10 protein-coding genes are annotated in these 12,886 nt (G+C 37.3%); 7 read left to right on the top strand and 3 right to left on the bottom strand.

Features of this window, described 5'->3' with window-relative positions:
• Positions 1–4 precede the first annotated feature (4 nt).
• The 7 genes from BUA72_RS10940 to BUA72_RS10905 all read left to right on the top strand — a co-directional run bounded on the left by BUA72_RS10940 (position 5) and on the right by BUA72_RS10905 (position 9,681).
• Positions 5–3,754: a DUF6443 domain-containing protein gene (locus BUA72_RS10940; protein ID WP_175548885.1), complete on the top strand. Its 3,750-nt coding sequence runs from the start codon at positions 5–7 to the stop codon at positions 3,752–3,754.
• Positions 3,755–3,756: 2 nt separating this feature from the next.
• Complete coding sequence (locus BUA72_RS10935) at positions 3,757–4,443, top strand: hypothetical protein (protein ID WP_072922937.1); 687 nt, start codon at positions 3,757–3,759, stop codon at positions 4,441–4,443.
• Between the two features lie 302 nt (positions 4,444–4,745).
• Positions 4,746–5,072: a hypothetical protein gene (locus BUA72_RS10930; RefSeq protein ID WP_072922936.1), complete on the top strand. Its 327-nt coding sequence runs from the start codon at positions 4,746–4,748 to the stop codon at positions 5,070–5,072.
• 634 nt (positions 5,073–5,706) lie between these two features.
• On the top strand, positions 5,707–6,474 hold the full coding sequence (locus tag BUA72_RS10920; protein WP_139259587.1) for a hypothetical protein: 768 nt from the start codon (positions 5,707–5,709) through the stop codon (positions 6,472–6,474).
• Between the two features lie 388 nt (positions 6,475–6,862).
• The gene (locus tag BUA72_RS10915; protein WP_072922933.1) at positions 6,863–7,702 is read left to right on the top strand and encodes an SDR family NAD(P)-dependent oxidoreductase; all 840 of its coding nucleotides are present in this window, start codon (positions 6,863–6,865) and stop codon (positions 7,700–7,702) included.
• Positions 7,703–8,002: 300 nt separating this feature from the next.
• Positions 8,003–8,917, top strand: coding sequence for a helix-turn-helix domain-containing protein (locus BUA72_RS10910; RefSeq protein WP_047448450.1), 915 nt, complete (start codon positions 8,003–8,005; stop codon positions 8,915–8,917).
• A gap of 329 nt (positions 8,918–9,246) precedes the next feature.
• Positions 9,247–9,681 (top strand): hypothetical protein, encoded by a 435-nt coding sequence (locus tag BUA72_RS10905; RefSeq protein ID WP_072922932.1) that lies wholly within the window; start codon positions 9,247–9,249, stop codon positions 9,679–9,681.
• A 180-nt stretch (positions 9,682–9,861) separates the two neighbouring features.
• On the opposite strand, the gene gldG is transcribed toward BUA72_RS10905, so the two are convergent.
• The 3 genes from gldG to BUA72_RS10890 are packed head-to-tail and all read right to left on the bottom strand — an operon-like array spanning position 9,862 to position 12,876.
• Positions 9,862–11,532, bottom strand: coding sequence for a gliding motility-associated ABC transporter substrate-binding protein GldG (gene gldG, locus BUA72_RS10900; protein ID WP_072923170.1), 1,671 nt, complete (start codon positions 11,530–11,532; stop codon positions 9,862–9,864).
• Between the two features lie 4 nt (positions 11,533–11,536).
• The gene (locus BUA72_RS10895; RefSeq protein WP_034726396.1) at positions 11,537–12,265 is read right to left on the bottom strand and encodes an ABC transporter permease; all 729 of its coding nucleotides are present in this window, start codon (positions 12,263–12,265) and stop codon (positions 11,537–11,539) included.
• 59 nt (positions 12,266–12,324) lie between these two features.
• A complete protein-coding gene (locus BUA72_RS10890) occupies positions 12,325–12,876 on the bottom strand; it encodes a CopD family protein (RefSeq protein WP_072922931.1) in 552 nt (183 codons plus the stop codon).
• Between the last annotated feature and the right edge of the window lie 10 nt (positions 12,877–12,886).

Below are 12,886 nucleotides of genomic sequence, written 5' to 3'. Positions count from 1 at the left end.
AATCATGAAAAAAATAATAAAAACCCCTCCATGCTCAGCATTGAAAAAGAAACAGAAAAGAAAATATTTTTCACTTTTCATTCTTCTTTTTTCATTCACTGTTTCTGCGCAAACCAATCTCAGCACTTCTGAGAACTATATCTATTCAAAAAACTGTCTGGATGCAGACTGTATCAAAAAGTCAGAAACTGTACAGTATTTTGACGGATTGGGAAGACCTGTTCAGACCGTGGCCATTAAAGCAACACCTCTTGGAAGAGACGTTGTGATGCCCGTAGAATATGATTCAAAAGGACGTGAAGCCAAAAGCTACCTTCCGGTTCCACAAGGCGGAACACTGAACGGGGCCATCTATACCGATCCGCTCGGCAATGCTCCTTCTGCAGGATACGGAAATGAAAAGATCTATGCCGAAAAAATCTATGATAACATCTATACAGGCAGGGTGAACCAGATGCTTCCGGCAGGAACAACATGGTCTCAGAAACCTGTGAATATGACTTATAATACCAATGCAGACGGTGAAGTAAAAAAGTATGTGCTCATTACTGACTGGGCGGACGGCAGAACCGATTCCGGCATCACGCTACCCGGAAACTATGCGCTCAACCAACTTAATAAAACGTCTGTTACCGATCAGGATGGAAATACGACCACAGAATACCAGAATGGTCAGGGACAGACCATTCTGGTAAGAAAAAATGATGGTCAGCAGGATGTAGACACCTATTATCTTTATAATGAATTTGGACAGCTGGCTTATGTGATTCCTCCGTTGGCAGTATCCAATACAGTTCCCGATCAGGCTTTACTGGATAAGCTGTGCTACCAGTACCGGTATGACGGATTGGGAAGGCTGGTAGAGAAAAAAATTCCAGGGAAAGGCTGGGAATGGATGGTTTATGATAAGCAGGACAGATTGGTAGCAGTTCAGGACATTATGATGAGAGGCAAAGGACAATGGCTGTATACTAAATATGATAAGTTTGGAAGAGTGACATTTACCGGAATTAGTTCCGGAGGAGGAAGAAGCTCTGAGCAGGCCTATGCTGACACTTTTGGAAGCAATAACGTTACTAGAACTGCTGATGCTTTCTTTTACCGACAAGGAGTTGACGTCTATTATGACCCAAACAGTACCTATCCTACTGTGGGTTGGGTTACATTACTGTCTGTAAACTACTATGACACCTACCCTGCATACGGCTTTAATCCCTCGTTTCCCGCTACAATAATGGGGAAACCCATCATCACTGATGCGCAGAATGCTTCTGTCAGTACTCACATGATGCCTACATTAAGTCTGGTGAAAAATATAGAAGATGACAACTGGACCAAAACTTATGCGTACTATGACACCAAAGGAAGATCTGTAGGCAGCTATACTATTAATCATTTGGGTGGATACACCAAAACCGAAACAGAACTTGATTTTGCAGGAGTAGCCCAACAAACCAAAGTCTACCACAAAAGACTGAACACAGATACAGAAAAGGTCATCTCCCAAAGCTTTGATTACGACAGCCAGAACAGGGTGATGAAACACCATCATCAGGTAGGCAGCGGTCCCGTGGAACTGCTCGCAGAAAACACCTATAATGAGCTTTCCCAGCTGTCCAATAAAAAAGTAGGCGGCGGTCTTGAAAGCATGGATTATCAGTACGACATCCGTGGAGCACTGACTAAAATAAATGATCCGTCCACTTTAGGCAGCAAACTTTTTGGCTATGCCCTGAAATACCAGAATCCGGAATATGCAACTGTTGCCCCGGGGAAAAGTAATGGAAACATTTCGGAAGTTGACTGGAAGTCTGCTTCAGACGGGATTCTCAAAAGATATTCCTATATATACGATCCGCTGAACAGGCTAAAAGATGCCATCTATGCAGAACCGGGTTCTACAGCTCCTCACAATAATAATTATAATGAGCATGTTACCTACGATCTGCACGGGAATATAACCACCCTCAAAAGAAATGCTTTTCCGGTTTTTGGAACGACCTCTACCCTGGTGGATAACCTGGTTTACGAATACACTGGAAACCGTCTGGATAAGGTGATTGAAAATGCCATGAACGATACAGGCTATGAAGGCGGAAATAACGTGATCGATTATGATGCCAATGGCAATATGATCACCATGAAGGATAAAGGAATCCAGAGCATTGCCTACAACTTCTTAAGCCTGCCGGACAGCTACGCGATTACACAGACTACCATTTTAGGAGCCAATTCTTACAGTCTTGATTATCTGTACCGTGCTGACGGAACAAAACTTAGAAAAACGTATTTCGCACCATCAAGCGGAAGAGGATCTTCAAACACAACCCGTATGACAGACTATCTGGATGGCTTTCAGTATAGCTATAATGATTTTGGAGGCGGACTGCAGCCCTGTCTGACCTGCCGGACAGAATTTGCCTATGAAGAACAGGCTTATAAAGGCATTGTACTTCCCGGGGGTGGTACTCCGGAATGGAAGCTTGATTTTGTGCCTACCGCAGAAGGTTTTTACAGTTTCGAGGAAAACCGTTATATTTACCAGTATAAAGACCACCTTGGAAATACAAGGGTAAGTTTTACCAAAAACAGCGCAGGTGCTCCTGAAATTTTAGAAACCAACAACTACTATCCTTTCGGGCTTAACCATACAGGAGGAAACGGAATTAACAGCTCAGATTTTGGAAGCTGGCACAGTTATAAATACAACGGCAAAGAACTTCAGGAAACAGGAATGTATGATTATGGAGCCCGGTTTTATATGTCTGATCTGGGAAGATGGGGTGTCATAGATCCATTGGCAGAGCAGATGACAAGGTATTCTCCTTATAATTATGCCTTTAACAACCCCATAAGCTTTATTGATCCTGATGGAAGAAAGCCACAGACACAGGATGCTGTAGATGAATCAGTGATGTATCCGAAATCACTTTGGAGTTTTTATGCCGGAGGAGGCAGTCTAAATAATGACGCGCTTATAGATTTTATCGCTCAGAATAATGGATGGGGAGCTTTTCAGAACTTAGCAAACCCTACAGGAGGAGGAGGAAACGGAGGCAGTTTAACCTCATCTGCAAGTTCTAGTGGGACTAATAATAGTAATAATGGATCCGATACAACAAGCTCGAATGCTGATGGCAGTAAAAATATTGATCTTGCCCCTGTTGTTTTAACAGGTAAAAAAGGAACTAAATTTAATATCGATGCGCTTCATCAAGCTATGATGGTGGCTTTTAAAAAAGTTCTTGATGATTTTGAAAAAAGACAAAATAGAGGTTACGGTCCTTATGGCGCTATACAACAATTGTCTTCCTATTTAGCAAGTTTAATAGAAACTACAAATGAGGAGTTCCCTCAAATTACAAACACTGGTGGTATGGCGAGAACAGATTTTGATGCAAGTACACATGATAAGTTAAGACCAGGTGATAGAACCTTTACTTTAGACTGGGGTAGTTTTGTTGTCCCTAGTACTTTTCCTGCACCTGGAAAGAATGGAAACATAACTTGGGCAGGAAGGTTTTATGCTGGATCTTGGGTGGCAGATAGATTAGCGGATATTAAAAACACTTTATTAGGTAAACAAAGTGATAGCACATACAGTGTTTACAATACTTGGACTTATGATAAAAATGGATCTTTTAAATCTTTAGACACTGCAAAATATATAAAAAATAATGACTCTACAGGATTTATGAGATTTATGAATTCTGTAGATAATCAAAGAATTTTAAAATCTAAAAATATAAAATAATAATGAGTAAAGTATATATAATTATATTAATAATATTTACGGTTTATTCTTGTAAAAAAGAAAATCATAATGGGGATATAAAAATAAAAAAAGAAAACTATAATCCCACGGAATATTTTTCTTTTCCAACCAATATAAAAAAATGGCAAAACTATAAAGAAATTACCGTACATGACTCTCTAAAAAAAGTCTGTGGAGAGTTTGAAAATTATAAGATTCAGGGGTATATAAATCAATATAATCAAAAAATAAATTGGTGGAGTATTGTGAATAAAAAAGATATTCAAGCTGATAATGTTAGATTAGAATATCGAATTATCGATAATAAAGAATATGTTAATCAGTATATTAATTATAATAAAAGTAATGGAGATGATACAATAAATAGTTTGTTTTATTTGAAAGAAGAATTAGATAAACCCCATATCTTAAGATATAAATTTTATATACCAAATAAAAAAAATAAAGTAAATACATCTGCAACTGTTTCTCTATCATACTTTTCAGATAATAAGGAAATAAAAACAGAAGATTTAAAATGTTTAAAAAAGAATAATTATTATATGGTAGACGTACATATCCCCACAGATAATAATCTTATTATTAAAGGGTTATTTGAAGAAGGATATGAATATGGGGATGGAGAAATGGGAGTTACTGATATTTATATATTGGATACATTAAAATAAACAATTTTGTAATCAAAAATAATAAAAAACGACTGCAGTAATCTTTCAAAAATGTTGGTTTTCTTTACTAATCAATATTAACGAGAAATAATAAGTAGTACTTTTATAGAAATAGAGTGATCGTTTTGCCACCCCAAGCTGGCGCGAGCGTCACGCTCGTGTCCTTTTAAAAATAAAAACCACTGTTTTTTGCAGTGGTTTTATTGTAAACAAAGAACTATTATATTTACAAATATGAAGGCTAATAAGTTTTACTAGAAACAGCGCAGCCTGTTATTACGGTTAACGTAAAACCTTAAAATATGAAAACAATAGAAGATATTTTTAATTTAATAAAACAAACTGTCAATCTACCAGGAGAAATTAATGACTATCATGTGAGGCTAAGTAATGGCAGATTTGAAAGAGAAAATTTAATTGGAATATATAAAATAAGAAAAGGAAATGCAGTCGATAATAAACATCATAAACTCGCAGAGCAAATGAATAATTTACTAAGTGGACTAGAAAATTATTCTGGAAGTTTGTTAAAAGGAGTAAATATTGACAACGACAATTATATAGGAACATTTTATTTAAGTGAAGATTGGAATAAAGTTATTGGGTATTTAGAAAGTGATATTATTTAATTAATTACCAATCGGCGCGAGCCTCACGCTCGTATCCTTTTAAAAATAAACCACTGCTTTTCGCAGTGGTTTTATTTTAAACAAAGAACTATTATATTTACAATTCCAGAGACATCTTAAAAAACAGTAAATAATATGAAAACAATAAAAATATTTTTCAGTCCTGCAATCATTTTAATATTATTTACAGTAATTGTACTGCTTTTCATCATCATAAATTATTTTGCCAGACCTTCGGAATTAAATGCCAGGTACCTTTATGAAAAAAAAGCCCAATTATTCAATTTTTTTTGCTTCCTGCCATCCATGGCATTTTTTTTAGGGACTACAATATTTAATTTTAGTGTAAGTAAAAGTCGTCATGACAGGAAAAATATGATTTTATCATTCATTCCACTTTTATTTTTAATGCTGACATCGGGTTGTATTATTCTTGTTTTGATTTATTCAATGATTTTCCATTGGGAGTACTAATTATTTTAAGAAAATAAGTATGCGACTTTAATAAAACATATCTATACAGGGATATATTTTACCTCTAATTTTAAACTTAGCGCTCCCGGCTGGCGCGATTATTTCGCTCATGCCTTCAAAAGCTATACTATTCGACCTACAAACAGTACATTTGAAAAACATGAATTTATACGTAACAGACATAGAAAGCGATTATCAAAGTTTAATTGATAACAAAAATTTTACCGCCGTGAATTTTCCTATTGAAAAAGCGGTTAAAATTTATGGTAGTAATTATGACAAACTAAAAGGTAAGAACAAATTAAAACTTGAAATTGAAAATATAATAGGTTTTAAAGATGATCAGTTAAACTCATGTGAAGCGATAGAAAATTTTCTTGTTTATACATATTATCTTTTAAAAACAAATAATAAGCTGGTGATTTCTACGGCTGGATTATCATATGAATCTATTGATCACTATATTAAAATAATGGAAATTATTGTGCCCAGGTTGGGTAATCGTACTTTACACGTTGTCAAAAACTTTATTGACATTAATGAATCTCAATTAACTGATCTATACATACACATCTCAACTATTGATAAAGAGATTATATTTGATTTTATGAAAAACTGGTTAGTCGGATTTAAGCCTAAAGAGGGATATTTTAGCCATCCTCAATATTTTGGAAAAACAGAGTTTGAAACTGATGATTATTTTGAAATGCTTTCGTTTATTTTATCTGAACCCAACAGGGAATATGATTTCTACTTTAAGAATAAAAACCACCCTCAATATCGTAAAGGAATGATTCTTATCCATAAGAATTCCATGTATTTAGGAATTGGTGTCAATAAAAATGATGAAAAAGATCTCATTGATCAATTAACCAAAGGATATCATAAGACACCCATTATTCGCAACTGGCTACAAGTACCCTATTAATAAATAACGGCAACAGCAAAAACTTTATTACAATCTTCATTCAACTACCAACATCCCCTCTTACAACCGTCCCGAGCCCCTTGAACAAGTGGTACCCCCTTACGCAAGGGGGTAAACAGGGTTCATTAAGGGACTATTGGCAGTTTACAAACGGACTAAGGAGGCTTATCCAAGGGGCCTCATGAGCTTCCAAAGCGGGTAAAGACCGTTAGATAAGTAGCTCCCGGGACTTATACAACGGCTTGAACCTCATTAGGAGCCAGCTGGATAGCCTTAAGATTTCCTTTTTCCATCTACATTCACGATTTGATTACATCATTCATTGATTGGGCTACGTATACCCTTTCCGATCCTGCGATCTTTGTACCATTATTTAAACCCAATAAAAATGGAAACAAAAAAAGTATGGTTCGTAACAGGAGCCTCAAAAGGTCTGGGATTGGCCTTGGTAAAAAAATTATTAGAAAATAACTACCGTGTGGCAGCGGCTACCAGAAATGCACAGTCTTTAATTTCAGAAATCGGAGAACCATCTGATGTATTCTTACCGATTGAACTGAACTTAACGGATAATGAAGATGTGCAGTCAGCGGTATCAAAAACGATGGAGCATTTCGGACAGCTTGATGTGGTGGTCAATAATGCCGGATACGGGCAGATCGGTACGCTGGAAGAGCTTACAGATAGGGAAGCCAGAGCCAACTTCGATGTCAATGTATTCGGAACACTGAATGTCATCAGGAATACAGTTCCTTATCTTCGTGAACAAAAATCTGGGCATATATTCAATATTTCTTCTATCGGTGGCTATGCCGGGAATTTTCCGGGCTGGGGAATCTATTGTTCGACTAAGTTTGCGGTAGCAGGACTAACTGAAGCATTGGCTGAAGAGATCAAAGAATTCGGAGTTCATGCCACTGTGGTGTATCCTGGGTATTTCCGTACCGATTTTCTAAGTAAAGATTCAGTAAAAACACCTGAAAATCCAATCCAGGTCTATGAAACCGCTAGAAATTCCGAGCAGGCACACCTTAACGAAATTAACGGTAACCAGCCCAATGATCCTGAAAAAGGAGCAGCAGCTATCATCTCGCTCAGTGAAGAACAAAATCCACCGGTTCATTTCTTATTGGGAAGCGGCACCGCTGAGTTCCTGGATAATAAAATTAAAACCATTACCGGCGATGCAAAACAATGGGAAACACTGACTGTGTCTACGGTGATATAGCATTAAAAATGTCATGATGTGAGCATAGTCGAATAAAAGATATTATAAATACATTGTACAATCTACATTATACTTTATACAACTTTTACCACACAAAAATCCTTCGTGAACTTCGTTCGTAAACCTGCAGTTATGCTCAGGATGACAACGCTAATACTATATGTTTTATAACTACATAAAATCTATAGTGCAAGCCAAATCCTTAAACAATAACAATCAACTAGCAACTAGCAACTAGCAACTAGCAACTAGCAACTAAAATACATTCCAAGTTTCACTCAAAAAAATTAAATTAGCATCATGAAACCTCCTTTCCGCTTCAATTCAATTTCAGAATTTCATGCCTTCTGTAATCTTCCCAATCCTGAGCATCCTTTGATCAGTCTGATTGATTACAGCAAGGTCAATTATCCTATGGATGACAATGAACTGAAATGGATTCAGAATTTTTATTCCATCGGGTTGAAGCGAAATGTGAATGCGAAGTTCAACTACGGTCAACAGGAATATGATTTTGATTCTGGGGTTTTGTGTTTTGTTTCTCCGCTTCAGTTTCTGAAACTGGAAATGAAGCCGGATGTTGTGGTAGAGCCCACGGGTTGGTTGCTGGTGGTTCATCCGGATTTTCTTTGGAACACTTCCCTTGCGAAAAAGATTAAATCGTATGACTTCTTCAAGTATGATATTAATGAAGCGCTTTTCCTTTCGGACAGAGAAGAAAAAGTGGTCGTGGACATTCTGAAAAATATAGAAAAGGAATACCAGTCGAATATCGACAAGTTTTCTCAGGAACTGATTGCAGCTCAGATTGAGCTCCTACTTATTTATTCCGAACGTTTTTATGAGCGGCAGTTTTTCACCCGGAAAAAATCCAGCCACGAGCTTCTGGAGCGGTTTGAGGAAGTCCTTTCCCGGTATTTTGACAGTGGAAATCTTATAGAAAACGGAATTCCTTCTGTAAAATTCATTGCCGGAGAGATGAATATTTCGCCCAATTATCTCGGATCTTTATTGCGTATTCATACCCAACAAAATACGCAGCAGCATATCCAGAATAAACTGATCGACCTGGCCAAAGAACGACTCAGCACCACTCATCTTTCGGTAAGTGAAATTGCATATGAACTGGGCTTTGAGCATCCGCAGTCTTTCAGTAAGTTGTTTAAACAGAAAACGAATCAATCGCCGCTGGAATTCAGGAAAATGTTCAATTGATATATACGAATGTCTATTCAGCTTAAATAGACTAAGAAAACTTTTACGCAGACGCTTCATCAAATCAATCAAAGATTGATTTTTCTCTTTGTATTTCTTAAACTATTCAATATTATGCTAAACCTTTGCGTTTATTAAAACACGAACTGCACGAATATTCACGAATGACACCAATATAGATGACGTTATATTGTGATTTGTGAAAATATTTGTGGTATTTGTGGTTAAAAAGTCTTTAAAAATCAGATCATTTAGATTCACTACCTTAGGATTTAGATAAGTAGTATCCGAAAAGCTTTAAAAAGCAAGAAAATCAAAAACTAATTATTATGAAAAAAATAATCTTACTCATCCTGATCTTCATGTTCGGAATTGGGTTTGCACAGAAAGTAAAAAAAGAAGAAAAAGTAAAAGACAAATTCGAATCGCGGCAGCCTCAGGATATGTCTGTTCCTGCGCCTCCAATGGTAGCTTTTCCCGCTCAGTATCCCAAAGGAAACAAGGCATTTATTGAAAATGTCAAAAAGAATTTAAATGCGGATGCTCTTAAGACTCTCGGTAAAGATTTAAAAACGAAAATCATTCTGAAAGTAAATTCAGAAGGTGATGTAATCAATGTCTCCACTTACGGAGAAAATGAAGTTTTCAATACTGAAGTAAAAAAAGCAGCTGAAAAAGCAACTTACCAAGTGAAATGGGAAGCCGGAAAAAACAACAGAGGCGAAAAAGTAATTGATATTGTGAATCTTCCGTTTAAATATTAAAGATAGGTTGCAGATAGTAGATAATAGGTAGCAGGGATTAGGGATTAGGGATTAGGGAATGAAAGGATTAAAGTGTGTTCTTATATGTAAAAGCATCAACGCTACCCAATGCTGGCGCGAGCGTCCCGCTCGTGCCCACAAACAAAAAAACCACCGTTTTTCACGGTGGTTTTATATATTCTATCCAAACTTTCTTTTCCTCATCCAGAAGAACAGACCTCCCAGCAGACCGATTACTACTAAAGGCAGCAGTAAATTCAGCCATTGCCAGTTTGCTTTTTCTTCCGTGATACGGTTTCTGTCCAGAAGTCTTTCTTCGATGTTTCTGTTTCTAAGTGCCATCAGATTGCTGTCGTCCAAGAGATAATCCAACGCGTTTCTCAGGAACTGTTCGTTACCAAACTCCTGATTCGTCAGACGGTCAATTCCCATTGGAAGTGGCTCGCCTTTATGCATTTTGTTTCTTCCGACATCTCCGTCAGCAATTACGATCATTTTGTTTTCAGGACTCTGGCTTTTGAAACCCGGATATCCTTTTCTTTCAATCCTTGATGCATAGGCAGAGTTGAATTTCCCTTCCAGTGCAACAGCAAAGATCTTAGGTCTGCTTGGTTTTTCCATTTGGCCAAGACTGTCTACACTGGCAATTTCTTTAAGATCCACATAGTTGGGAACCTGCTTCAGAAGCGTTCTCTCACTGGATTCGAAAAGAACCTTTGTTTTGATATTTTTTCTTCCGCCTAATGTATCAATGGAAGTCGGGAATTCAAATTTTACAGGGTTGATATTTTTCGTAATCGGATTATCATTTTCAGCAATTCCAAGCGGGAAATACGGCCACGGAAGGCTTGTATACTGAGGATTCCCTCCTACTTCACCCGTTACCAGTTTCAACAGGGCAAATTTCTTTACATCCTTCACCAAAGCCGGATTGATTCTGATTCCGTAATTGAAAAAGAAATCCGTCATATTGATATCTACAGGGAAAGGCATTACTTTTTGAGATCTTGTCAGCGTATCCATTTCAGCGTTTACGGCATCGATCATCCAAAGGGTTTTCCCTCCGTTCATAATGAACTGATCAAGGATTACTTTTTCGTTATCTGTAAATGCTTTTCTAGGTTTTGCAATCACCAGAGCGCTCATTTGCTTTAGTAAAGGAAGATCTTCAAGAGTAAGTTCTGTCTGATTTTTTGGAACTACAGGACCTGCATCATAATTTTCCAGCGCCAATTGCATAAAACCATGGAACTCTTCAGGACCAAGCTCATCCTGATTCACCAGGATTCCGACTTTCTTTCTTTTATCAGCCGCAATGTTTTTGATATTGGAAACCAGGCTGTATTCAAGGCCTTCAATAGATCTGGTCAGCTGCTGGTCTGCATCTATTCCCGCCTGCTGTACCACCAACGGAATAGACACTCCCCTTTTGTCATATTTGATCACAGCATAAGGGAAAAGCGTAATCTGTGTAATCTTACCATCTTTGATGTCCGGAAGAACAGAAGGCTGCATTCCCATCGCCATTAGCGTGTCCTTAGACATTTTTGTCTTAATAGGATCGATGAATTTAAAATCAATCTTCGGATTGATCTTTCTGAACTCTTCCAGCATAAATCTGGTTTCGCTTTGAAGCTGCTTAAAGCTTGCCGGAAAGTCACCTTCAAGATAAACATCTACTGTAAGCGGCTTTTTCACAGATTCCAATACTTTTACCGTACTGTCTGAAAGCGTATATCTTTTTTCTTTTGTTAAGTCTAATCTGATTCCTGAATACGTAAACAGAATCACCAAAGGCACTATTACGATCAGGAAAATTCCTAATGGAGATTTAATATTGAACTTCTTCATCATACTACTTCTTTTTAGAGATAAAATGGTTGGACAATAATAACGTAGCACCGATGATCAGAATAAAATAAGCCACATCTTTAAAATCGATAAGACCTCTTGTAAAGCCAAGAAAATGCTGATAAAAACCTATATTCTGAAGAACAAAATCGGCACCGCCCAAAAGCTTGTAGCTCGCCAGCTGCTCTATTCCAAAGTACATGATGAAACACATAAAAACGCCCAAAAGGTACGCCATAATCTGATTCTGTGATAAGGAAGACGCCAGAATTCCAACGCCTGAAAATGCTGCAATCAGCACGATCAGTCCGATATAGCTTCCGAAGGTCATTCCTAGGTCAATATTCCCGGCCGGAACGCCTAAAACATAGATGGTATAAAGATAAATCAGTGATGGAATCAGGCATAAAACCCCAACAATCCATACTGAAAGAAACTTCCCTGTTACCAAGTCTGAAACTTTTAAAGGCTGCGAAAACAACCAATTCAGGGTTCCCGTCTGCTGTTCTTCCGCAAAGGTCTTCATAGACAATGCAGGCATAATAAACATCAGCAGCCATGGAACCAGTACGAAATAGCTCTGCAGAGAGGCCATTCCGATGTCGAAAATATTAGAATCATTCTCGAAAAAAAACAGGAAAAGAGCGGTAATCAGACTGAATGCGCCGATAATGACCCACGCGCTCCAGTTTCCAAAGTAACTCCAAAGTTCCTTCTTTAAAATTGCAATCATAGTTTTTCTGTACAATGTAAAAAGTAAAATGTATCATGTACACCTTCTACTTTCAACAGTTATTTGTTTTTTTTATTTTTATTAACGAGTTTTACCGTCATCATGATCAGAAATACAAGAACGAAAAATCCAGCGATTAATTGCCACCAGTATTCAATCACTGAAGATTTCAGGATCACGGTAAATACCACAAGGAACAGAAGAAATGTAGCGATCTCGTTGGCCTGTCTCAGTTTGATATTAGGCGTTTCGATGGTTTGTCCGTTCAACTCTTTCAGTTTAAGCACTTTTCTCCAGCACCAGTAATGATAAACGGCAAGGCCGATCAGGAAAGTGAGTTTTAAATGGAACCACGGCATTTTCATCAGCCCGGTATTCAGAAAGATCATCACAATTCCGCAAACTGCCATAATAATCCCTGCCGGAACGGTAATGATATTCCAAAGCCTTCTGGCCATGAAAGTATACTGTTCTCTAAGGATTTTCTTTTTTTCTTCAGCAAATTCGTCCGTATCCTTATAGTAAACGAAAATTCTTACGAGATAGAAAATTCCCGCAAAATAGCTTACCATAAAAATGATATGCAGTGCTTTGATTATTGTATAAAGCATCAGTAGATAT

Origin of the sequence: Chryseobacterium sp. OV279, assembly GCF_900128945.1 — a bacterium.
Taxonomy (GTDB): Bacteria; Bacteroidota; Bacteroidia; order Flavobacteriales; family Weeksellaceae; genus Chryseobacterium.
This window is presented reverse-complemented; position numbering and strand designations above follow the sequence as displayed.